The sequence below is a fragment of the Desulfuromusa kysingii genome (assembly GCF_900107645.1).
Classification (GTDB): Bacteria; Desulfobacterota; Desulfuromonadia; order Desulfuromonadales; family Geopsychrobacteraceae; genus Desulfuromusa; species Desulfuromusa kysingii.
Window position 1 is genome coordinate 164,832 of the sequence record NZ_FNQN01000005.1, and the last position, 23,313, is coordinate 188,144.

The following is a 23,313-nucleotide window of genomic DNA, read 5'->3' on the forward strand; positions in this document are numbered from 1 at the left end:
ATTTTATTTCAGGACTCACTTATGACGCGTTCAACCACCTCAAGAACCTGGGCACTTTGAAATGGTTTGACAATAAAGTCTTTGGCCCCGGAATTTATGGCATCTAAAATTAAACTTTTCTGTCCCAGAGCGCTACAGACGACGATAGCTGCATCAGGGGCATCGCGCAGAATAGCTTGCAGGGCCTCGATTCCACCCATTTCAGGCATGACCAGATCCATTGTCACCAGATCCGGTTGTTGTTCGTGGTAAGCTGTAATGGCCTGCTCCCCGGTCTCTGCTTCGGCGATCACCTGCCACCCTGCGGTGGTAAAAATATCTCGTAACATGGTCCGCATAAACAGTGCGTCATCGACAATCAGAACTCGCTTTGACAATGTTAATTCCCCCTCTGTTCACAAAGAGATTGAAGTTCATTTTGCAGCTGGTCAAGGGCAAACAAGCTGATCATCTCTCCGTCCCAATTGATGACGTCATCAATATAATTTCGCTCAATTCTGTTCTGCATCTGATTGGTTTGATTGATTTCCAGATTGATGACCGTCCGGACTTGGTCGACTCCCAGAGCCACAGGCCCACGTTTGTTAATCAGAACAATGAGCCGCGGGCCTATCTTGCCGACAGGGAAGTCCAACAATAGGGATAGATTGACCACTGGGACAATTCGCCCATGAAAAGCGATGGCCCCTGCAATAATGGCTGGGGCTCCGGGGAAGGGGTGAACGATCTGGTTTTCAACCACTTCCTGAACTTCAATCAGAGGTAACGCATAGGTCTCGTAACCCACCTTGAAGGGGAGGAGCTGTTTCATTTTGCGTCATCCTCTAAACTGATCCCGAGGTTAAAGCGACTGACTGAGGTCAAGAGTTCATCTGCAAGGTGAGAGAGACGTTGTGAGGCAAAGGTCATTTCTTCCATGGATGCGGTTTGCTCCTCCGTCGCAGCTGAGACTTCTTCAGTCGAGGCGGCATTATCTTCTGTGACCCGGGCAATCTCTTCGATCGCTGCCACAATCGCGTGAGCCCCCGTCGTCTGTTTTTCTGTCAGGTCACGAATTTTGACCGATTTGAGCTGGGCTGCTTCGGCCTTGGCGATAATTTCTTTAAAGGCACTATTGGTAATATCAACGGCTGCGCGCCCTGAGTCGATAGATTTGACACTTTCAGCCATAGATTGTTGTACTTTGAGGCTTTGTTCGCGCGTTTTTTCAATCATCCGCGTGATTTCCCCAGCCGAGACGCTGGTGCTATCGGCGAGCTTACTCACCTCTTCAGCGACCACAGCAAAGCCATGACCATATTCTCCGGCCCGGGCAGCTTCAATCGTTGCGTTTAAGGCCAGCAGGTTAGTTTTTTGGGCGATTCCAGTAATAACATCGATGATGGTGCCTATTTTTTGGACCTGCTCACTGAAGGCGACAAACATCTCGCCATTTTCTTGAATTTGACTGAGAACCTGTTTGAGTTTTTCCAGCGCTGTCGCTGTCATCTCTTCACCCTGACAGGCTGACAGGGTTGTTTCTTCTGATGATAAGGACAGACTGTTTGCCGATGATGCAACCAAATCAATCTGTTCAGCCATCTCCCGGATAACTTTGGAGGCACGCTCAACCATTTCAGCTTGGGTCTCTGCTCCCCGACTGATCTGTTCAATTGATCCTGCCACTTCATGAGCTGTTGCTGTCATTTGTTCAGCCGTTGTTGCCTGAGACAAAGAGAGCTCGTTGACATTGACAGAGCTGGTTCTGATTTGTCCGACTAAATTACGCAAACTGCCGACCACCAGATTTAACGAGTTAGCAAGATCTTCGGTTTCGTCAGAAAAAAAACCTTTGCGTAAACGCACCTGGCGGCTGAGGTCGCCATCGCTTAACCGCTCTGCGGAATCTGATAGAACTTTAAAATTTGCGGTAAATGCTTTGGAAAAAATCCAGCCAAAAATAAGGCCGACAAGCAAAGCGCCAACGATGGTTATCCATTGGTGGGTCCATTCCGGGACTTGCATTTGTGGAACAAGGAGATTGAGCAGAACCACAGAAGCAACCACAACAATGAACCCAACAACAAACTTGTAACTGATCTCAACGCGCATTTTTTTCTCCTTCAGTGTGACCTGACGATTCTAACCGTCTTATTGTGAAGTTTTAGTTTTCCGATACTCGTTGGTAAATCCGTTCGGCCGGATCAATGCAAACAAAAAGTTTACGGCAGTCTGGTGCCAAAGTTTCAGCCCTTCCCAAGACGAGGTATCCTTTGGGCAATAACGCCGCTGCAAGAATTCCCAGTACTTTCTGCTGCTGCTCTCGTGAGAAGTAAATCAACAGGTTGCGACATAAAATCAGTGTGGCACGGTAAAAGGGTTTATCTGTAATTATGTCATGACGAAAAAACTGAACCTGCTCACGAATGGAATCACTCAGCTGGTATTGATCGCCACTATTGATAAAATAATCTGCAAGCATTTCACTGGGAACACTGCTGATTCGATCGGCAGGAAAAGAACCCCGCTTGGCGCGAAGCAATGCTTTCGGGCTCAGATCTGTGCCTATAATTGAAAGTTCATCCCCTTTTTTCCGCCACTTTTGACACAGCAGAGCCAGAGAGTAGGGCTCTTCACCATTGGCACAACCGACGCTCCAGATTCTCAGTTTGCTCCCATTGTGACGAGATATCTCAAGAAGTTCGGGGAGAATTTGTTTGTCCAGTGCGCGGAACACACTCTCGTTACGAAAAAACTGTGAAACGTGAATGCTTAGTGCCGCAAGCAGCTGTTGTTGTTCGAGAGTGTCCTGTTGCAGCAACTGCGTGTAAGTCTCTGGATTATGATAACCAATCGTCCGTATTCGGGCTGCTATCCGTCGTTTGATGCACAGGTCTTTGTACCCACCTAAATTGAAGTTCTGTTGCTGTTGTAAAATATCCGCAATCTGTTGATAGATCGTATCATCAAGTTGATTTCCTATAAAAGGTGGTGAATTCTGACCAAGTGGTTCCGTATGGAGTTCGTTTGCAGTGGTGTCGATCCCCTTGGGTCGATTCTCCTGATCAGCTAAAATGGTCAAATCCCCCTCGTCGACAATGGTAAGGTTCGCCGTTGGTTTGTCGAATATGCAAGCCCGGTTGTTGACTGATGCTACCGATGCGGGTCACGGCAAGGGGCAAATTTATGTGCTGATCAAGATCCTTCAATGGTGAAGTAAAAACCAGCTCATAATCTTCTCCCCCAGCCAAGGCAAAATCGATGAGCGCTGAATCGTCATCTAAAAGGCGCTTAAATGCTGCAGAGAGAGGGATAGCGTCCAAATTAAGCTCCGCCCCTACGTTGGAGGCGGCGAGGATATGTCCCAGATCAGCGATGAGTCCATCTGAAACATCAAGCATCGCGGTTGCTAAATGCCGCTTTGATAGCTCTTGACCTAAAGCTACCCGGGGGGTTGGGGTATGGAAACGTTGCTTTAAGTACGCGTCAGGTTGTCGCCCGTGTTGCAGCTGATGCAGGGCAAGAGCGCTATCACCAAGGGAACCTGAAACATAAATCGCATCACCATAGCTGGCCCCTTGCCGACAGATGGCATCCCCTGTTGGCACCTCTCCTTGCACTGTCACTGAAATCATCAGCGGACCTGGGGAGCCACAGCTGTCGCCACCAGTCAGAACTGCACCGTAGGTTTTGATCTCTGCCAAAAACCCGGAGAGAAATTCTTTTATCTCGGTATCGTCAATGGTTTTTGGCCGACCAATCCCCAAGAATACCGATTGTGGTGTTCCGCCCATGGCCGCAATGTCACTGATGTTAACCGCAGCAGACTTGCGGCCCAGATCAAACATATTGCTCCACTCGCGTTTGAAATGGATATCTTCAATCAGCAAGTCGATACTGGTCAGCAGATCCCGATCAGGTTGTTGCGGTTGAATTGAACAGTCATCCCCAATCCCTAGAGCGAGGTGCGCCCCGTTCCCTGCTTGTTGTTGAATCCAGCGAATCAGTTCAAATTCTTCCAGTCGTTTTTGCTTCGTCAGCGGCATAAATTTACCCTTTGTTAATTTTTCTTTGCTAATTATTATTTTTCTTTCACCTTATGTCAAGGAAAGCCTCCTTGCTGATAGAAAAAGAGCCTCCAGCGATGACTGAAGACCCTTTTTGCTGCCCTCCCGGACTGTACAATGGTAGCAGGCGATTATTTAATCTTTGGACCTGCGTGAGTAAAATCAAAATCATGATTGTCGGTGATATATTTTTGAAAGTTTTCAACAAACATTTCCGCCAATTGTCTAGCTGTTCTATCAAAGCTGTCTTTGTCTTGCCAAGCATTGCGTGGATTCAGAAGATTGGTGTCAACCCCGGTTAGTTTTTTGGGGATATCCAACCCAAAAAAGGCTGTTTGTTCAAATTCACAGTGTTTGATGCTGCCATCAAGGATAGCATTGACGCAGGCGCGAGTGCCTTTGATGCTCATCCGCTTGCCGACACCATAGCTACCACCAACCCAACCAGTATTCACCAAATAAGCACCAACGTTGTGTTCATCGATTTTTTTCCCTAAAAGCTGGGCGTAAACGGTCGGGTGAAGAGGGAGAAATGCCTCTCCGAAACAGGCAGAAAAGGTTGCCTGAGGTTCGGTAATACCGCGCTCGGTTCCAGCAACCTTGGCTGTATAGCCAGAGAGGAAGTAATACATGGCTTGTGCTCTGCTCAGTTTTGACACCGGGGGGAGGACACCAAAAGCGTCACAGGTGAGAAAAATGATATTTTGGGGGTGGCCTGCCATAAGTTTTGGTTCATGGTTTGCAATGTGCTCAATCGGATAAGAGACCCGAGTATTTTCAGTTTTAGAACTATCCGCGTAATCGATAACCCCGTCTTTGTCATATACGACATTCTCCAGCAAGGCGTTGCGCTTGATGGCGTTGAAAATCTCCGGTTCGCTTTCAGCTGATAAGTCGATCGTTTTTGCATAACAGCCACCTTCAAAGTTGAAGATGCCAGCATCATCCCAGCCATGCTCATCGTCACCAATCAACTTGCGAGCTGCATCGGTTGACAGGGTCGTTTTTCCGGTGCCAGAGAGACCAAAAAAGAGGTAGACATCACCATCTTTACCAACATTGGCGCTGCAATGCATGGAGAGAATTTTTTCCAGTGGCAACCAGTAATTCATCATTGTAAAGATGCCCTTTTTCATCTCTCCGCCATACCAGGTCCCACCGATAATGGCGATGTTTTTTTCAATGTTAAAGATAACAAAAACTTCAGAGTTCAAGCCATGCTTCTTCCAGTTCTTGTTCGAGATGCCGGCGGCATTGTAAACAGTAAAATCAGGAGCGAAACCTTCCAATTGGGTAACGCTCGGGCGGATAAACATGTTCTTGATAAAGTGAGATTGCCAGGCGATTTCGGTAATAAACCTGATCTTGCGGGTTGTTTCCGGGTTCGCACCACTAAAACCATCTGTAACATAAATATCTTTGCCCGACAGATAATCAACAACGTCAGCGTAAAGTTCATCAAAAATAACTTCAGAAACGGGCTGGTTGATATTGCCCCAGGCAATGTTTCTTTGGGATGGATCTTGCTGAACGAAATATTTATCCTTGGGTGAGCGACCGGTAAATTTACCGGTATCGACCATCATGGTGCCGTTTGCTGAGAGGGCTCCTTCCTGGTTTTTGATTTCGTGTGCAAACAATTGATCATAGTCAAGATTGTAGTAAATTTGACCGACATTTTTCAGTCCCAATTCTGTTGCCGTGATCTCTTTCATCTCGGTTATCTTCTTTCTCTGCATTTAATAAGTGTTTTAAATGATAATTTACACGATAAAAAAGGGGCGAAACAGGTTACCACTGTTTTTAAGCGTAATTACCTTTATGAGATAAATTGTATCTTAATAGTAAACAATAAACAATGGGTGTGGATGACCGGCAATCTCTAGACTTTTATGCAAGGGTAAAATTGTGGCTTGGTGGATTTAAACAAGCTGTTGCTTAAGTCGTTGTAATGCTGTTTGCGCCTCGATGAAGCGGTATTCTTGGATCAGGTTTCTTAGCATCTGGACTTGTCTGTTCAGGGGGGCAGGCCATTGCCTGTCTGCTAATGATAGAGCTATTTTTTGGCATGAGATGGCTTGCAGTTGATGAAGAGGTTCTTCAAGCTGATGGATGATGGTTACAAGTTCGGATATATCCCCCAATGGTAACGCTGAAGAGATCTCTTCTTGGGGTAAATTCTCCGAGGTAACAGGATGATCAATGGTCGTCGTTACGGACTTTTGAAAGGTTAAGCAAAAACTGAACCGACTCCCATGGCCAAGGGTGCTTTCAAGTGTCAACTCGCCACCTAATTGCTGACAGATCTTCTGTACGATGGTCAGGCCGAGACCGGTCCCACCATAAGCGCGGGTCTTAGAGCCGTCGCCTTGGTAAAAGGGTTGAAATATCTTCTCTTTTTGCGTGTCTGCGATGCCAATTCCCTTATCGGTTACAGCGAATTCGAGCGTAGCAGTGTTGTTGTTTTGCTCAAGTAGCTGTAGAGATAAGACGACGTCATGGCCAGAGTTAAACTTTAATGCATTCTCTATGAGTTGATTCAGGGCCCACTCAATTTGTTTGGGGGAGCCTTCCAAACTGTGTGGAAGTTGACTGGATAGATTGACATGCAGTGCGACGTCATTGTTTTTAGCTTTTCGAGAAAAATTATCTACCACTCGGCGCAATAATTTTTCAGGATTAAATTCTTCAACTGCCAATGCAGCGACTGACTGTGATTCCATGTTGGCAATCAGTAAAATATCATCGATCAGGGACAACAAATCTTTCGATGAGAGATTGATTTTATCGATATAGTTCTGCTGTTGCTGATTTAATGACGTTTCACTCAATAACCGACCCAATCCCATGATCGTGTTCATCGGCGTCCGGATCTCATGACTCATGTTGTTAAGAAACTCTGTTTTTGAGCGTGATGATTCTTCGGCAACCAGACGAGCCTGCTGCGTTTTTACCTCTTTCTTTTGGGTTTTGAGCAGTTCCTGTTGAAGTTGGGTTGTGACCAGTTTCAGGGCGTAATACATCAAGACTTCAATGACGATAAAGAGTAGAGCACCATAGAAAATCAGAAAGGCAACATGGTCATGAAAGGCAGCAATTTTGTCACTGACCTCTTGCCAGACGACCACCAATCCCGCGTCTGCAACGGTAGAATCCTGCTCTCCATGAAAATCACGCAGTGGAAAAGAGATAACGTTGTAGGAACTCTCACCATCCTGAAGAAGATGTTGCCCAGAAGAGAGAATCGTTTCCGAAAAAGATTTGTGAGTTAAGTACTTTTCGATAGCGGGCGAGGTGGTTCCTTCGACGCGATAGCCTTTTATAAAGGGGCGCTGTTTGAGGAGTTTATCCAAAAATTCGGGCCAGAGGTTTGTCTCAAGGTGTTCCTTGGTAAGGAGCACGGCTACCTCTTGCGACGGACGGGCACTGTGAAAACGGGAAAGGGTCGTGGCAAAAGAAGTTTCAGCTTCTAGGGCGCCCAGATGGATTCGTTCGTGGCTGATGCTGTCTGTCGCATACATGGGGGCAACACCACGAATGCCAGACACAATCCGACCGGTTTCAAATCCGGTGATATCTTTTTGTTCTGCATTGGCGGCGACAACGGTGAAGCGGATATTATCCATGCGATCGCCATATCTTTCGTTATGGTAGACGCGTAAAAAGCTTAAAGAACCCGGTTCAAAATGGAAGTGGAGTTGCCGGAAACCAAACTTGTCGGCCAAAATTTGTTGACTGCCTTGGACATATTCTAGCAGGGATTGTCTGACCTGATTGGCCAGTTCATCTCCTGTACTACCTCCCGAAAGTGCAACGGCTTTCTTGCCCAGGAGGAATAACTGTTGCACTTTCTGATCCTGGGCAATAAATGTTGCGATCTGCAACATGTTGATTTCGGTTGCTTGCTGTTCGCCCCTGAATGCATCTTCTGCCTCACTTGCTGCGGTCTTAAATTCATCCAGGAGGCGCTGATGATCCATCAGCGAATAGAACCAGACATAAGTTGTCATTGCAGACAGTAGAACTAGACTGAGGAGTAGAAATATTTTTAGACGGACATTCATGTGATATATACTCATTTGATCGGTTTCATTTGCAAGTTACCGTGCAGTTTTAATCGTCAAACTTCAGTGCAATCGCATGAAACTGATGATGAATTTTTTGAAAACAGGATAAAATTTGTGGGTCAAAATGGTCTGGATGGGTATAGCCATCTCCCTCCAAAATAGTTTTAACCGCCACTTCATGACTAAAAGCTTCTTTGTAAGGACGTTTGCTGATCAGCGCGTCATACACATCTGCGATCGTCATCAAGCGAGCGCCAAGGGGTATTTCGTTCCCTCTGCGGCCATGGGGGTAGCCTGAGCCATCCCATTTCTCATGATGAAATTCTGCGATTTCTGCTGCCGTATGTAACAGTTCATTGTCGCCATGGATGGTTTCAGTTCTCTGGATCGCTTCACTGCCAAAGAGGGTATGTTTTTCCATGATAGTGAACTCTTCGGCGGTTAAACGGCCTGGTTTTAACAGGATTGCATCGGGAATGGCGACCTTGCCGATGTCATGTAATGGGGCTGCCTGGTAGAGAACCTCTAGCATCTGTTTGCTGATCGTTTGGGTCCCTGTGCTTCTGATCTCTTCGGCAAGTGCGCGGATATAGGACTTGGTCCGCTGAATATGGCTGCCGGTTTCTGGATCTCGGTACTCCGCCATGATCGCCATACTGGCAATGGTGGCTTCTTGTGCATGGGCCAGCTGTTCTGTTCTGAGAGAAACTTGCTCTTCCAGATAATCCCGATAACCTTTCAGTTCCAGCTGAATTCTCACCCGTGCTTTGACGATTGCAGGATCAAACGGCTTGGTGATGTAGTCTTCGGCGCCAAGGGAAAGACCCTTGGCCTGCTCGGAATTCTCTGCCAGAGCGGTGAGAAAGATGATGCCGATCCCACGGGTTCTGCTCGAGCTCTTCAAACGGGTACAGACTTCATAGCCATCCATCCCTGGCATCATGATGTCCAGCAGGACCAGATCGGGTAGGGGGTTTTGTTGCAGCGATTGCAGTGCCGTTTCGCCATCAACGGCAACACGCAGATCATATTCTTCGCCCAGAACTGCTATCAGCGTATCAATGTTTGAACAGGTATCATCAACGATCAGGATCTGGTGTTTTCGCTCACCCACTTAATTCTCTCCTCTATCTAAAAGGTTTTGTACCAACTCAGCCGCCAATTTAAATTGATAACGACTAATCAGATCCTCGAGTTGGAACAACGAATCATGGTACTCTTCCGGCCAAGTGTTCTCTTGCATCTTAATCAGTAAAGGGGTGACCCCATGCGCTTGTAGCTGAGTTAATGGCGAGAGCATTTGCTCTAAAAGTGCATGCAGCTCGATTTTTGCGTCAGATGATTCATGCTTGTCTGTAGCCGGTTGTCTTAATGTCGGTAGCTCTTGTAATAAATGTAAGAATTTTCTGTGTTCTGCAAGCATGGGTTCTAGCGCTGAGAGGGGCTGTTTCTTTCTCAACTGTTCTTCGAGTTCTCCCGCGAGTTGGTAAAGGTGGGTGGCTCCCAGGCTTCCAGCAACTCCTTTTAGGGAATGGACCCGAAGGAGTGATTCTTTATGGCGTTTTTGTCTCAGCTCTCGTTCTAGCTCTTGCTCTGTTGTTGCATATTGCTTCACATATTTGCTTAACAGATCAAGGTAGAGTTGTTGGTTGCCTACGACGCGATGGATTCCAGCTATGACGTCAATCCCTGGAAGGGCCGCCTGCAGATCCGGAAATTCGGACGAGAGTTGTTGTTTCGATCCGGGCAGCGTTGCCGGGGCCTCTCCCGGGAGCCAACGGAGCAGTTCCGCATATAACGTGTCAAGCTCGATGGGTTTGGTAATGTGACTGTTCATCCCGGCTGCCAGACTTTCGGCATGGTGTTCATCCAAAGAGTGGGCCGTCATGGCAATGATCGGCAAGTCATGGGTTTCTTTCGTGTCCAACGCTCTGATCGCCCGTGTTGCGCTTAATCCATCGAGTTCTGGCATTTGTATGTCCATCAGTACCAGGTCAAAGTCTTCGCTTTTCACTTTATTGACCGCTTCAAGACCATTTTTCGCTTCACAGACGGTGAGTCCAACATTTTCCAGTAAAGCACGGCCTAATTCACGACCCATTTCATTGTCATCAACCAGAAGCACTTTCATTTGTTGCCAGGCAGCAGGTCGTTCCGGTGCGAAGAGACGTGATTTTGGAGGTGGTTCTCTTTCGCTAACTATTGCCTTGAGCAAATCAGAGGGGCTCGCCGGGATGGAGAGAACCTCAGTCAAGTCCAGAGAGGCCAGTTGTCTAGAGATGTCGGCAATATCGGCAGGGTTGGCCATCAGGATTTTTTTCACAGTGGGAGCGTTGACTGTTGTCAAATATTTGGAAAATTCGAGCCCTGACATGTCCTCAAGATACATGCCGATCAGGAGATACAGGTACGGAGTGCTTTGTTCTTTGGCATTGTTCAATTGTATCAACGCATCACTGGATGAGGCGACAGCATCGACCTTGAATTGCATCGCTTCAAGCATCGGTGGGAGAATTTTGTTGCAGTCAGGGCAGGAATTGGCAACCAATATGGAGGTTCCCTGAAGTTCGCTCCTAGGTTGCAGGTATGCTTGTTCCTGGTTGGCTGTCGGGTCAATCTTGAAAGGGAGCTCAAAGTAAAAAGTACTCCCTTGTCCCGGCGTGCTCTCTACGCAGATCTCTCCGCCCATTAACTGACAGAGTTGTTGACATAAGGCCAAACCGAGGCCGCTACCACCCTGTTCACGAGTTGTAGAGTTGTCAACCTGGACGAATGGCTGAAAAATTGTCTTCATCTGCTCTGTTGTTATACCTATCCCTGTATCTGTAACGCTGAAAGCTAACCTGACGAAGTTTTCTGCTGTTTCGACCAAGTCGATCTTCAGGGTGGCGCTCCCCTGAGGGGTGAACTTCAGAGCATTACTGAGCAGGTTGTTGAGAATCTGGGTGACGCGCAGCGTATCTCCAATGAGGACCGGAGGAATCTCGCGACAGACGTCAACATGTATTTCAACCTTGCGTTTATCTTGTCTAAAGGCTAGCAGCTGGGCAATACCATAGAATAACTCCTCGGTTTGAAACGGGAGCTCTTTAAGTTTCAGTTGTTTGCCTTCAGAGATTTGTGAAAGGTCGAGAATTCCTGATATCAATTCGAGCAATTGTTGGGCAGAAAAGCCGATTTTTTCCAGGTAATTTCTTTGTGTGCTGGAATTCTCCATCCCTTGCAGAAGCTTGTTCATACCAATAATGATGTTCAACGGAGTGCGCAACTCATGACTCATATTGGCAAGGAAAGTGTTCCGCAATCTTGCCGTCTCTTCTGCCGCAGCTCGTGCAACTTCGCGCGAATCGGCATGGATGAGAAGGGCGGCTTCCGCAGCAAAGGCATCCAGTCCGGTGTCATCATCAACAGCAAAGGTTGCAGGACAATTCGCCAGGAGAATCACCCCCAGTATTTCTTTGCCTATGGATATGGGAGTCAATGTCAGGGATTCGATGCCTGGATGCCCGTTGGGCAGAGGGATCGTACAATATTTCTGAAACTGTTCGCCGCTCAAAAAGGTGGTTTGGTTGCTCTTTAGTACACGGGCAAGCAGCGAATCTGAAGATTCGAGTAGAGTGAGAGCGTGTTTGGAAAGAGCCTCTTGAAACAACGGATTGTCTGTGTATGAGCTGGGTTTGGCCCAATAGACTTTCGAGACAGCTGTAATTTTAAAGTGCCCACCTTCCATTGAGCAGTGGAGAAAGCGGCCCCCTTGTGCGCCGACAAATTTAGCCGCATTGACGACCAGCAATTCCAGAGACTGTTCCAGAGAACCATTGGTGAGATATTCCTTGCTGATTTCGTTAAGGGACTTGCGTCGTGCTTCAATACGCTGAATAGATAGGTATGCCGCACCCAGTTGGGTATTTGTTTCGGTGAGTTCCCGCGTCTGTTCAGCGACACTGTTTTCCAATGTTTCGGTATGCTGTTGCAATGTGTTGGCCATTTTTTGAAAACTTGTTTCCAACTGGCCTATTTCATCTTTGGATGTCACGGTGGGAAAATGGATCCCACGCCCTTGTGAGAACACCTGGATATTATTCTTAAGTCGATCAATCCTTTTAATAACCAAGCGGTTAAAGAGGAAGGTTAGTGTCACTGAGAATAACAACAGGCCAATCAAGAGTGCGAGCAAAAAAGGGCGTGCTTGTTCGAGCCCGATGATGGCGTCTGTCTCAAGCAGGGTCAAATTATACCAGCCGATATCGGCAAGAGCCCCAATGCCGACCAGATAGTCCACACCATCAATTTTAACGGTTATGACTTCAGTGTTTGTCGGGTCTGTTTGTAAGCGGATGATAGCTGCACGGAGTTCGTCCCCGGACTGTTGTGAGTCGAAGTGTTGAAAGATTGTCTTGCGCTCGGATTTACTCTTGGCGATGGTGCGAAAGTCGATATACCCCTCATCGCTGTGGGCCTGTATGGCGCCGTTGGCATCAATATAGAGACTGGTCACTCCGGGATGATCTGAAACAATAGCTGTGCTGATAAAGCCTGAGAGGTCGAGACCGGTGCCAATGATGCCGATAGGTTGACCGTCATCCCGGACGGTGACGTTGATCCAGACCTTTGCCAGCCCAAGATTTTGATCGTAATCAACATTGAGCTGATAATCCTGGTTTTGTTCGAGGGTGCGGGAGAACCAGAGGTCACCGGGTTGATTCGAATCAAGGGTGTAACGGGGTTCAAAGCTCAGGTCCTGACTGTCTTTATCTTTAAAGTAATAATGGCCTGATTCCTGGATCGCACAAAAGTAACTATGATCTGAAAAAAACTGCCGATAATCTTCGAGTTCAGTCATGGCAGCGGTGTGAAGCTCGGGGTCGTTCTCGTTTTTGAACCAATTCCTGATAACGGTTGATTCAGCTAATTTACGCGCCAGAACCAGCTCTTGTTTGAGGGGTTGCAAGGCTCGGAAACGGTTGTAGCTGACCTGCTCCTTTGCATACATCGTGGCAACGCCGGCACTGATGTCGCGGCTGATAAGTTGAAAGACGCCGTATGAGGCTAACAGGACAAAGACAAGGGAGACACAAATGAGGATAATGCTTTTTGTTTTAAGATTCATATTGGGTTCTTATCCGCTGGAGATTTGATTTTTTGCAGCGGATACAGTTAGCGCTTGATAGTTCTCAAACTTCAGACTTAGGGCATTTTAACCAAACAATACGGTCACTCCCGTTGTCAAGCTGTGGCGGTGAAAAAGAAAATCCTTTTAGAATCCATCATTAGAAACACACAATATAATGATTTGCCCATAATTTAAAGATAAATCTTTAAAAAGATAGGTTTTTTTCAAACAGCGTGTGCTCTCGGGATTTTTTTTCAAGGAGTGGTATAATTTTTACATCGAAGAAAATACCTATAGGGAGAGTTATGCAAGTTTTTATCACGGGTGGAAGTGGCTTCGTGGGGCGAGCGGTCATACAGCGATTAATTAATGAGGGCCACTCTGTGCGTGCTTTGGTGAGAGCGGAAGGAGCTGTTCGTGGTATTGCTGAGGTTGAAGAAGTCTTAGGAGACACCACGCAACCCGAGACCTTATCTGCTCAGCTTTCAGACTGCGATGCTGTGATCCATCTGGTGGGAATTATACGGGAATTTCCTAAAAAAAGGGTGACCTTTCAACAACTCCATGTGGCGTCAACGGCGAATGTTCTCGAAGCTGCAACAGCACAGGGAGTGAAGCGTTTTCTGCAGATGAGCGCTAATGGGACCCGGGCTGATGCGATCACCCGTTACCATCAAACAAAATGGGAGGCAGAAGAGCAGGTCCGGCAATCCGGCCTTGACTGGACGATCTTCCGTCCATCGCTGATTTACGGTCCGGATGATCAGTTTATTAACCTGTTGGCACGGCTGATAAAAGCTCTGCCGGTTGTGCCGGTTATGGGCAATGGGGATTATCAACTGCAGCCAGTCCATGTCGCCGACGTTGCCGCCGGATTTGTGCGGGCACTGGAAACCAGTGGGGCGGTGGGCAAAACATATCATTGCTGTGGGCCAGAGGTGCTCAGCTATAATCAGCTTCTCGATGTGATAGCTCGATGTTTGGGGCAAAGAGGTGGGGCGCGCAAACTGCATCAACCTCTCTGGTTGATGCAGCCAGTGGTTGCCGCGATGCAGTCAATACCACAGTTTCCGATGACCAGTGATCAGTTGCAGATGCTCTTAGAGGGGAATGTCTGTCCAGACTGTTGTTGGAAAGATGACTTGACCTTAGAACTACAAAACTTGACCAGCGGTATCCAAGCGTATTTACAGGTGTAAGCGTAACCTTTTAGTCCCCTTCAGTAAGCATCAATGTTCTGATCGAGGAGGGAGTCAGTGACTGGCTCTCCTTGTGAATGAGCCATATTCTCCAACAGCACTTTGCCACCGATGGCCGCTGTTTTTTTGATCAGGTTCTCGGCGGCTTTACCGTCATGATCGTGGAAGGCTTTGAGCAGTTTATCATGCTCCGCAACGGAAATAGCCATCCGTCCTTCGACCGAAAGGGAGGCCATCCGCAGGCGGGTGAATTTTTGACCTAACTGATTGATTAGTTCATATAGCTTGCTGTTGTCCGCGGCTTTTAAAAAGGTATCGTGAAACTCATGGTGGACCTTATAGAAGGTTTTTACATCACCCTCTGTCGCCAAACGTTTGAGCCGTTCGTTGATGGATATCAGTTTTGCGAGCTCTTTTTCTGACAAATTTTCTGCTGCCAGCTCGGCGGCATACCCTTCAAGAATACTCTTAACTGCGTAATATTCCTGGACGTCTTTCTCTGACAAAGCAGCTACAACCGCACCTTTACGTGGAACAACAGTCAAATAACCTTCGGACTCTAGTTGTCGAAAAGCTTCACGTATCGGTGTCCGACTGATACCAAACCGTTCGGCGAGTTCTGGTTCAGCGACTTTTTCACCGGGTTTAAGGTCGCCCTTCAGGATGGCATCACGGATCGTTTCGAGAATTTTTTCCCGCAACGTTTGATGCCGTTCAATTAGTTTTGTTTTCAATGTTATCCTCCCAAATTAGTATAAAAGAATTGTATACTGTATACAATTGTTGTCAATCTTTATTTCACAACTAAAACAGTGTAGATTGGGGCGCAGATTTCAGATCTTTTGTTGTCCGGCCGCTAGCGACTAAACTTAATGTCAGGAGACGGCCTATGGGAGTTTCAAAGCGAGGTTTCTGTGCTAATATTGATCGTTCAACATGAATGGTCAAATACCGGAAGTATCGACGCTTAAAGGGGAGAGTTGTTTCGCTGCGCTTTCTCTATGAGTGTTACTTCCTGTTGCTGCAAAGTCTTGAGTCAATCTGTACTGCACACAGAACGGAAATTAATTATTATGGATGAATCCCTATGATGGCCTCGTCACTTTACGTCTATACCCCGGCCCATTTGTTACCGGCCCGGCTCCCTTTTCTTCTCAATCGGCGGTTACAGCCAGAAGTGGCGTGTCAAGAAGTCGCCTTGGAAATGCTTGACTTTGTTCAACTTGGTGGCTGTGCTGATCAATTGCTGGAATCTGGGCTGAGCACGACTTTACATGCGCCCTTCAGTGCTTTTAATCCTGGGAGTAGTAAGAGAAAAATCCGTAATCATTCATTGCAGATGGCTGCTCAATCGCTCCTGTTAGCAGAAAAACTTCATGCCCGAAGAATTGTTTTTCATCCTGGTCTTGCCTATGGCAGTGATGCCAAGAAGGTTGCCTCCTGGTTTGAGAACAGCCTGACCTTCTGGCCCGAGTTTATTCAGCGTGCAGCTGAGATAAACTGCACCCTCTGTATTGAAAATATCTATGCGACGTCGCCAGACATCTTGATTCGTCTCCTTGTGGAACTCGACTCACCCCATATCGGCCATGTGTTCGATGTGGGGCACTGGAATATCTTTGGGACGGGATCGTTGTGTGGTTGGTTGGCTGAGACAGCCCCCTACTTAAAGCATATGCATCTGCATGATAATAATGGTGGGAAAGACGAGCATCTTGCTGTCGGGCAGGGAACTGTTCCGTTTTCAGACCTGTTTGGGTGGCTTAAGACAGCGCAATCCCCACCTACGATCACTCTGGAAAATCACAGTTTGCCTGAAGTTGAACAATCTTTAGTTACTCTTCAGGGGCACTTTCCTGAGATTTTAAAGGCCTGAAAGATCGGACCCTTCTCAGTTTTCTCCACAGTCAAGTAATGTAAATAGCATTTCGATAAGTGGCATGCTGACGTTGGCGGTTTTGGCTTGTTGCAACGGAATCGCATAGATGGCTTCGAGTTCCAGCGCTCGTCCTTCGATCCGGTCAATCATCATGCTGGGGCGGTAATGATCCATTTTTTCACTAAAAGAGATCAGCTGCTGACTGAACTTGAGTGCATCAATTTGGGTTTCCAACTTCTGGGCGTTGGCTCCCGCGATCACTTCAAGCATCAATTTCTTTACTAGCTCTTTACTTGGGGGGTGGTTGAGGATTTCAGTGACGTCCTTCTCTAGCAACGCCGACAAACCGTTAAAGGGGATATTCCAGACCAACTTTTCCCAACGGGCCCGCCGCAGGTCACTGACGGCGGTACATGGGACCCCGGCTGTTTGAAACATCTCTGCGAGATTGTGACTGCGTTGGCTACTGCCGCCACGAAACTCACCAAGGAGGATTTTTCCTTCTCCGAGGTGATGAACCGTCCCTGGCTCCCCTCTGTTGCTGCATAGAAATGCAACCCCTCCGAGGACACGTTCAGGGCCGAAAGCTGTCGCGAGAAGCTCCTCATTTCCAAGGCCGTTCTGCAGCGTCAGGATCGCTGTGTTATCGCCAAGAAGTGGACGAACGAGCTCAATTAAGTGGTGATTTGAAATAGTTTTCAGGCCGACGATCACCAGATCGACAGGGCCAATCTCTTGCGGAGTCAGATAGGAGGCGACTTGAGGAAGGTAAAAATCGCCATGACAGGAAAAGACGTGAAGCCCGTTTTCCTGAATCGCTTGATAATCCCGTCGCAGTAAGAAATGTAGGTCTTGCCCACTACGTTGGAGCATCGCCCCATAATAGAGGCCAAGAGCTCCTGATCCGATGATGCCGATGCGCATGATATTGATACTCCTGAGTTAAAAATTAAACTGGGCCTGAAGTTGAGGACGTCCCTGTTGCCATCCGAGAGAGAAGCCAAAACGATGTTGCAATTGGTTCAGAAAGTGATCCTGTTGGCGCCGATTGAATTTGTGGGCATTGTTCATGGCGTTATAAATGTTGCCACCATACCAGCCAATCTCAAAAAGGGATAAGATCCCCGCTGTCGCATAATTTTCGTTTTCCCAAGACTCTATGGCACCATAAATAAAAGCTGTATTGAGGGCAAAAGCGATCCCGGCTTGAAGCGGCCGTTCCGTGTAAAGTTGTCCTGCTCCAGGGAGGAGGGCAGAGAGCGTTCCTGCCAGCTGTGGTGACTTGTTTTCGAGCTGTTGGTACGCATCAAGAGACAAGGAAAGTTGCTGCTTCAACGGCGCTTGAAATTGGGAGAAGGTGCTGTGCGCCTGATCCGGTTTATCTTGTTGCAGTTGGCTCAGACCCAACTTGTAGCGGTTTGCATCAGCAGGAGCGGTGTCTTGAATTGCCCTGTAGCGCACTTCTGCAGCGGCAAAATCGCCTCGGTTGTAAGCTGCATCTGCGTAAAGCTGCCGGGCTGTTTTTGCCTCATCACTCTCAGGATAGACCGTCCAGACTTTTTCCAGTGCAGAATCCGCTTGTTGCCAACGCTCCCCTGCCAGCAAGCATTGACCAATGGCAAGCTGGGCATAAGCGGCCCGCGAATCTTCCGGGGTGTAATGCAGAAAGCGCTTATATTCGGTAATGGCGCGATAATAATCTTTCTCAGCAGCGAGACTGTCAGCAAAAGAAAGAAAGCCGTTTGTGGCGCAGGCATTGGGGGTAACAGATAGTAATATGAAGAGTACAAATATTGGCATAATAGCACTTTCTTGTCTGGGCGAAAAAAATGTAGCAAAAACATTAACACAGTCACTTCAACTGACTCTATAGAAAACCCGCGCTGAAGGTCGATGTTTTAAACGGTTTTCTCTTTTTATTCAAGGAGTTAACTTTTAATTATAACTTTGACGGAATAAGTCATTTGTGCTATTATTACTGATCTAGCCAAAGGAGTTTAATTGTGTTTAAAGTCGGGGATATGGCAGTTTATCCAACTCAAGGAGTTGGGGTCGTTGAGGATATTGAAGTTCGTGAGTATTCTGGGCATAGTCAAAAGTTTTATATCCTGAGAATTGTCGATAGTGATATGAAGATTATGATTCCAGTTGGCAATGTTAGTAACGTTGGCATGCGTCGGTTAATCGATCAACAGCGGATAACCGGGGTTTTTGATGCGTTAGCTGAGCCTGCTCCTAGTGGAAAGGTGGCGTCGTGGAGTCGTCGACAACGAGAGTACAATGATAAATTAAAAACAGGTGATTTGTTGGAAGTCGCACATGTTTTACGTGACCTGTATCAAATTGGTACGGGAAAAGAACTTTCTTACGGAGAAAAGAAGGTCTTGGAACAAGCGCGTAAGTTGTTAGTGACAGAAGTGGCTCTTGCTGAAGGGGCTAAAGAAGCTCAGGTTGTCCAAAGATTAGAAAATATTTTCCATTAAATCCGTTTTTGATATTGCAGTATTTGAGACCAGACACATATTATGTGCCTGGTCTTTCTGTATGGCAGAGGTCATTTTATCATTCTTCGATACCAGATTATCTCTGGTTTCGGTTAAGGGAAAATTATGAAAGCAACTGTCCTTATTCCGGCAGCAGGGACGGGTCGCCGGATGGGAGGCTCGATTAATAAGCAATATCTGGAACTTGCTGGCAAACCAGTTTTAGCTCATACCTTGACTCTGTTTGAAAATCATCCCCAGGTTGAAAACATCTATCTCATCGTTTCAAGCGACGATATCAGCTACTGCCAGGAGCAGATTGTCGATCGCTTTAAGTTCAACAAGGTGAGCCGGATTATTGCTGGAGGAGCCGAACGTCAGGATTCAGTCAGGAATGGCTTGAAGGCATTGACCGAAGATGGATTTAACCAACCGCATAGGCCGATTCTGATCCACGATGGGGCTCGTCCGCTGTTTGATTGCAAGCGCTTATCAGCCCTGATTGAGGCTGTTGAAGAGTCGGGAGCCTGTACTATCGGTGTTCCAGTTAAAGACACAATCAAAGATGTTGTCAATAAGACCATAACCGGTTCGCCAGACCGCAGTCGGTTGTGGCAAGCGCAAACGCCGCAGGGATTTCAGTATCGGCTTATCAACGATGCTTTTACCCAGGCGGATGCCGATGGTTTTGTTGCCACGGATGACGCTTCATTGCTGGAGCGGTTAGGTCATCCGGTACAAATTCTGGAAGGGGACTACCGTAATATTAAGGTGACAACACCTGAAGATATTCTCGTTGCGGTCGCATTATTGGGAGATGACCATTGCTCCGGATAGGCCATGGATATGATGTCCATCGATTTGTTAAGGGCCGTCGCTTTATTCTTGGTGGTGTAGAAATTGACTACGAGTATGGTTTGCTGGGGCATTCAGACGCGGATGTCCTATTACACGCTATCTGTGATGCTATTCTTGGAGCGCTAGGTTTGGGGGATATTGGCAAACATTTTCCAGATACCGATTCTGCCTATGCCGGAATTGATAGCCGGGAACTGCTGCGCAATGTTATTACCAAGATGGAAGCGGTTCATTATCGCCTCGGGAATTTGGACTGTACTATAATCTGTCAAAAGCCAAAGTTGGCCCCGTATATTGCAAAAATGGTTGATCTGGTCGCTTCCGATTGCAAGGTTGCTTCAGGAATGATTAATATTAAGGCAACGACATCCGAAGAGCTCGGCTTTACCGGTCGTGGTGAGGGGATAGCAGCACATGCAGTCGTTCTATTGCAACGTGATGAACGAAAATCTGCGGCTAAACGGGCAGCAATTATTTCATAAAGGGTATTTTCATGGGCACATCCGAAACAGCTGTAACTTCTAACTTTATCCGCAACATCATCGCTGAAGATCTGGAAAATGGTAAGCGAGAACAGGTGGTTACTAGATTTCCTCCAGAACCGAACGGATATCTTCATATCGGCCATGCGAAAAGTTTCAGCCTCAATTTTGGTTTGGCCGAAGATTTTTCCGGTCGCTGCCATCTTCGCTTTGACGATACGAATCCCATAAAAGAGGAAGACGAGTACGTTGATGCGATTAAGGCCGATGTGCGTTGGCTCGGTTTTGATTGGGGTGAGCATCTTCACTTTGCGTCTGACTACTTCGACCAGCTTTATCTCTGGGCGGTGCAGTTGATCAAAGCGGGCAAGGCCTATGTCGACAGTCAGACCGCTGAAGAGATGAGAGAAAATCGAGGGACTTTAACTCAGCCAGGGGTAAATAGCCCATTTCGAGATCGCAGTGTGGTTGAAAATCTTGAGTTGTTTGAAAAGATGAAGGCTGGTGAGTTTCCAGACGGAGCGCATATTTTACGGGCGAAAATTGACATGAGTTCACCCAACATGAATTTGCGCGATCCCGCGATGTACCGGATTCTCCACGCTCATCATCACCGCACCGGAGATAAGTGGTGCATCTATCCTATGTATGATTTTGCCCATGGGCAGGGAGATTCGATAGAGGGGGTGACCTATTCAATTTGTACTCTGGAGTTTGAAGACCATCGTCCTCTGTACGATTGGTTCATTGAGCAACTGGGGATTTTTGCACCGCAGCAGATTGAATTTGCCCGACTGAACCTCAGCTATACGGTGATGAGTAAACGGAAATTACTGCAATTAGTTAATGAGCAGTATGTTTCTGGCTGGGATGACCCGCGTATGCCTACCCTGGTGGGGATGCGCCGCCGTGGTTATCCTCCTGCAGCGATCAGGACGTTTTGTGAACGTATCGGGGTTGGTAAAGGGGCAAGCTGGATCGATTTATCGGTTCTGGAAGATTGTGTCAGAGAACAGTTAAATGAATCAGCTTACCGGCGGTTAGCGGTACTTAAACCACTTAAAGTTACCCTTTCTAACTATCCAGCCGATAAAATTGAGATGCTGGAAGCACCGAACCATCCGCAACAGCCCGAGTTGGGGAAACGGAAGTTACCGTTTAGCCACGAATTGTATATTGATCGGGACGATTTTATGGAAGAACCACCAAAAAAGTTTTTCCGTCTTGGTCCTGGTCGGGAAGTGCGTCTGCGAAATGCCTACATTATCAAATGTGAAGAGGTGATCAAAAATAGCGATGGCGATGTCGTCGAACTACGCTGTAGTGCCGATCTTGATACCTTAGGGCAGAATCCAGCGGATGGACATAAGGTGAAGGGGATTGTCCATTGGGTCTCAGCAGTGCAGGCGCAAGAAGTTGAGGTCCGTCTTTATGACCGTCTCTTCAACCAGGAAAATCCTGATAAAGCCGAAAACTATCTGCAAGCCTTAAATCCCGATTCATTTCAGACGACGACTGCACTGGTCGAGCCAGAATTGATAGCGGTAGAACCTGGCTCCACTTTTCAATTTGAACGTGTCGGATACTTTACTGTTGATAGCAAGGATTCGAAATCCGGGCAGCCGGTTTTTAACCGTACGGTGACCTTACGAGACACCTGGGCCAAGCTGAAATAAGTGATCAAGAGGGGTCTTGTGCCCATGTCTGGTCGTCATAGGAGATAGCAACGATGAGTTTACGTGTTTACAATACAATGAGTGGCAAGAAAGAAGAGTTTAAACCTCTGGTTCCAGGTAAGGTCGGGATGTATGTCTGTGGCGTAACCGTTTACGATTACTGCCATATCGGTCACGCCCGCGCTAATATTGTCTTTGATATTATCTTCCGCTATCTGCAATTTTCTGGATATGAAACAACCTACGTGCGTAATTATACGGATGTCGATGACAAAATTATCAATCGTGCCAACGAAAGAAAGATCTCAAGTCAAGATTTAGCTGAAGAGTTTATTCAAGCATTTGATGAAGATATGGAAGCCCTTGGGTTGATCAAACCAACACATCAACCCCGAGCCACGGAATATATCCAGCAGATTATCGATATCAACCAGAAACTGATCGATAAAGGGATGGCTTATGCCTCTGGTGGTGATGTCTATTACAGTGTCGATAAGTTTTCAGATTACCTGAAACTTTCCAAGCGCAACATGGATGAGATGGTCTCTGGTGCGCGCGTCGCTCCAGGTGAACAAAAGCACAACCCTATGGATTTTGCTCTATGGAAAGCGGCCAAGGAAGGGGAACCCAGTTGGGAATCACCTTGGGGGGCGGGACGTCCAGGGTGGCATATCGAGTGTTCAGCCATGAGTTCTTCTTTACTGGGGGACAGTTTTGACATTCATGGTGGCGGTCGGGATTTGATCTTTCCTCACCACGAGAATGAAATCGCTCAAAGTGAAGGGGCCAGCGGCAAACCTTTTGTCAAATATTGGATGCATAATGGTTTTGTTAATGTTGACAAAGAGAAAATGAGCAAGTCCCTTGGCAACTTTTTTACCATCCGCGACATCCTCAAAAACTATGATGCAGAGGTTGTCCGGTTCTTCATCTTGTCGGCTCACTATCGTTCGCCGATCGATTTTTCAGATCATAATTTGTCCGAGGCACAAAGTGGGTTAAGGCGTTTTTATGAGGCCCTAGAAGCTTCCACCAATGCCATTGAAGGGTTGGATTCGACGGGACATTCCAGCCAGGAAGGTGAGAAGCTCGAAGAAAAATTTCGTGAAGCGATGGATGACGATTTTAACACCGCTCTGGCGATTGCCCACCTGTTTGACGGTGTGCGTAACATGAATCGTTTGATTGCAACCAAAAAATTTAAGAAAAAACTAGATTTGGTCGCCCAAGTGCAAGATCTTCACGCTACGATTCTCCGCCTTGGTAGCGTTCTCGGGCTCTATCGATCACAACCCACGGAGTGGCTGGACAAGGTCAAGCTGAAGGGGTTGAAGAAGTTAGATATCACCCAAGAAGAGATTGAAGCGCTGATTGATCAACGATTACAAGCCCGTGCAGAGAAAAACTTTTCGCGGGGTGACGAGATTCGGGTTGAACTTGAAGGCAAGGGAATTTTACTTCTCGATACCCGTGAAGGGACGACGTGGCGATTGAAATAATTGCTGCTGCT

At 47.1% G+C, this 23,313-nt stretch carries 19 protein-coding genes; 7 read left to right on the forward strand and 12 right to left on the reverse strand.

Going from position 1 to position 23,313, the window contains the following annotated elements; translation table 11 throughout:
• Positions 1-8 precede the first annotated feature (8 nt).
• From BLU87_RS09675 to BLU87_RS09715, 9 genes are all read right to left on the reverse strand, one after another.
• Positions 9-377 (reverse strand): response regulator, encoded by a 369-nt coding sequence (locus BLU87_RS09675; RefSeq protein ID WP_092347436.1) that lies wholly within the window; start codon positions 375-377, stop codon positions 9-11.
• Positions 378-379: 2 nt separating this feature from the next.
• Positions 380-811: a chemotaxis protein CheW gene (locus BLU87_RS09680; RefSeq protein WP_092347439.1), complete on the reverse strand. Its 432-nt coding sequence runs from the start codon at positions 809-811 to the stop codon at positions 380-382.
• The gene (locus tag BLU87_RS09685) at positions 808-2,091 is read right to left on the reverse strand and encodes a methyl-accepting chemotaxis protein (RefSeq protein WP_092347442.1); all 1,284 of its coding nucleotides are present in this window, start codon (positions 2,089-2,091) and stop codon (positions 808-810) included. Before BLU87_RS09685 ends, BLU87_RS09680 begins: the two co-directional genes overlap by 4 nt.
• Positions 2,092-2,143: 52 nt before the next feature.
• Entirely contained in the window at positions 2,144-3,061 is a 918-nt protein-coding gene (locus BLU87_RS09690; protein WP_092347445.1) for a CheR family methyltransferase, read from the reverse strand.
• Positions 3,045-4,025: a thiamine-phosphate kinase gene (gene thiL / locus BLU87_RS09695; protein WP_092347448.1), complete on the reverse strand. Its 981-nt coding sequence runs from the start codon at positions 4,023-4,025 to the stop codon at positions 3,045-3,047. Before thiL ends, BLU87_RS09690 begins: the two co-directional genes overlap by 17 nt.
• A gap of 152 nt (positions 4,026-4,177) precedes the next feature.
• Complete coding sequence (pckA, locus tag BLU87_RS09700; RefSeq protein WP_092347451.1) at positions 4,178-5,761, reverse strand: phosphoenolpyruvate carboxykinase (ATP); 1,584 nt, start codon at positions 5,759-5,761, stop codon at positions 4,178-4,180.
• 207 nt (positions 5,762-5,968) lie between these two features.
• Entirely contained in the window at positions 5,969-8,125 is a 2,157-nt protein-coding gene (locus BLU87_RS09705) for an ATP-binding protein (RefSeq protein ID WP_092347454.1), read from the reverse strand.
• Between the two features lie 34 nt (positions 8,126-8,159).
• Entirely contained in the window at positions 8,160-9,227 is a 1,068-nt protein-coding gene (locus BLU87_RS09710; RefSeq protein ID WP_092347457.1) for a response regulator, read from the reverse strand.
• The gene (locus BLU87_RS09715; protein WP_092347460.1) at positions 9,228-13,223 is read right to left on the reverse strand and encodes a response regulator; all 3,996 of its coding nucleotides are present in this window, start codon (positions 13,221-13,223) and stop codon (positions 9,228-9,230) included. It lies immediately after the preceding gene.
• 308 nt (positions 13,224-13,531) lie between these two features.
• Between BLU87_RS09715 and BLU87_RS09720 the strand changes: the two genes are divergently transcribed.
• Positions 13,532-14,425, forward strand: coding sequence for a complex I NDUFA9 subunit family protein (locus BLU87_RS09720; protein WP_092347463.1), 894 nt, complete (start codon positions 13,532-13,534; stop codon positions 14,423-14,425).
• 20 nt (positions 14,426-14,445) lie between these two features.
• Here the strand turns inward: BLU87_RS09720 and BLU87_RS09725 are convergent, their stop codons facing one another.
• Positions 14,446-15,159, reverse strand: coding sequence for a GntR family transcriptional regulator (locus tag BLU87_RS09725; RefSeq protein WP_092347466.1), 714 nt, complete (start codon positions 15,157-15,159; stop codon positions 14,446-14,448).
• A 353-nt stretch (positions 15,160-15,512) separates the two neighbouring features.
• Between BLU87_RS09725 and BLU87_RS09730 the strand changes: the two genes are divergently transcribed.
• Positions 15,513-16,301: a sugar phosphate isomerase/epimerase family protein gene (locus tag BLU87_RS09730; protein WP_092347469.1), complete on the forward strand. Its 789-nt coding sequence runs from the start codon at positions 15,513-15,515 to the stop codon at positions 16,299-16,301.
• 15 nt (positions 16,302-16,316) lie between these two features.
• On the opposite strand, the gene BLU87_RS09735 is transcribed toward BLU87_RS09730, so the two are convergent.
• Positions 16,317-17,228 carry a putative 2-dehydropantoate 2-reductase gene (locus BLU87_RS09735; RefSeq protein ID WP_092347472.1) on the reverse strand — a complete coding sequence of 304 codons (912 nt, stop codon included), beginning with the start codon at positions 17,226-17,228 and terminating at the stop codon, positions 16,317-16,319.
• A gap of 18 nt (positions 17,229-17,246) precedes the next feature.
• Complete coding sequence (locus tag BLU87_RS09740; RefSeq protein WP_092347475.1) at positions 17,247-18,104, reverse strand: tetratricopeptide repeat protein; 858 nt, start codon at positions 18,102-18,104, stop codon at positions 17,247-17,249.
• Between the two features lie 203 nt (positions 18,105-18,307).
• Between BLU87_RS09740 and BLU87_RS09745 the strand changes: the two genes are divergently transcribed.
• The 5 genes from BLU87_RS09745 (at position 18,308) to cysS (ending at position 23,302) form a co-directional block, all read left to right on the forward strand.
• Complete coding sequence (locus tag BLU87_RS09745; RefSeq protein ID WP_175498340.1) at positions 18,308-18,787, forward strand: CarD family transcriptional regulator; 480 nt, start codon at positions 18,308-18,310, stop codon at positions 18,785-18,787.
• Positions 18,788-18,913: 126 nt separating this feature from the next.
• Complete coding sequence (gene ispD, locus BLU87_RS09750; protein ID WP_092347478.1) at positions 18,914-19,624, forward strand: 2-C-methyl-D-erythritol 4-phosphate cytidylyltransferase; 711 nt, start codon at positions 18,914-18,916, stop codon at positions 19,622-19,624.
• Entirely contained in the window at positions 19,612-20,127 is a 516-nt protein-coding gene (gene ispF, locus BLU87_RS09755; RefSeq protein WP_092347481.1) for a 2-C-methyl-D-erythritol 2,4-cyclodiphosphate synthase, read from the forward strand. Before ispD ends, ispF begins: the two co-directional genes overlap by 13 nt.
• Before the next feature lie 11 nt (positions 20,128-20,138).
• A complete protein-coding gene (locus BLU87_RS09760; protein WP_092347484.1) occupies positions 20,139-21,803 on the forward strand; it encodes a glutamine--tRNA ligase/YqeY domain fusion protein in 1,665 nt (554 codons plus the stop codon).
• Between the two features lie 53 nt (positions 21,804-21,856).
• Positions 21,857-23,302, forward strand: a complete 1,446-nt coding sequence (cysS, locus tag BLU87_RS09765; RefSeq protein WP_092347487.1) for a cysteine--tRNA ligase — start codon at positions 21,857-21,859, stop codon at positions 23,300-23,302.
• The last annotated feature ends 11 nt before the right edge of the window (positions 23,303-23,313 follow it).

Coding starts and splice junctions, on each gene's coding strand:
- BLU87_RS09680 (WP_092347439.1), bottom strand. CDS start 811: ATGAAACAGCTCCTCCCCTTCAAGGTGGGTTACGAGACCTATGCGTTA.
- BLU87_RS09685 (WP_092347442.1), bottom strand. CDS start 2,091: ATGCGCGTTGAGATCAGTTACAAGTTTGTTGTTGGGTTCATTGTTGTG.
- thiL (WP_092347448.1), bottom strand. CDS start 4,025: ATGCCGCTGACGAAGCAAAAACGACTGGAAGAATTTGAACTGATTCGC.
- pckA (WP_092347451.1), bottom strand. CDS start 5,761: ATGAAAGAGATCACGGCAACAGAATTGGGACTGAAAAATGTCGGTCAA.
- BLU87_RS09705 (WP_092347454.1), bottom strand. CDS start 8,125: ATGAGTATATATCACATGAATGTCCGTCTAAAAATATTTCTACTCCTC.
- BLU87_RS09715 (WP_092347460.1), bottom strand. CDS start 13,223: ATGAATCTTAAAACAAAAAGCATTATCCTCATTTGTGTCTCCCTTGTC.
- BLU87_RS09720 (WP_092347463.1), top strand. CDS start 13,532: ATGCAAGTTTTTATCACGGGTGGAAGTGGCTTCGTGGGGCGAGCGGTC.
- BLU87_RS09730 (WP_092347469.1), top strand. CDS start 15,513: ATGATGGCCTCGTCACTTTACGTCTATACCCCGGCCCATTTGTTACCG.
- BLU87_RS09735 (WP_092347472.1), bottom strand. CDS start 17,228: ATGCGCATCGGCATCATCGGATCAGGAGCTCTTGGCCTCTATTATGGG.
- BLU87_RS09740 (WP_092347475.1), bottom strand. CDS start 18,104: ATGCCAATATTTGTACTCTTCATATTACTATCTGTTACCCCCAATGCC.
- ispD (WP_092347478.1), top strand. CDS start 18,914: ATGAAAGCAACTGTCCTTATTCCGGCAGCAGGGACGGGTCGCCGGATG.
- BLU87_RS09760 (WP_092347484.1), top strand. CDS start 20,139: ATGGGCACATCCGAAACAGCTGTAACTTCTAACTTTATCCGCAACATC.
- cysS (WP_092347487.1), top strand. CDS start 21,857: ATGAGTTTACGTGTTTACAATACAATGAGTGGCAAGAAAGAAGAGTTT.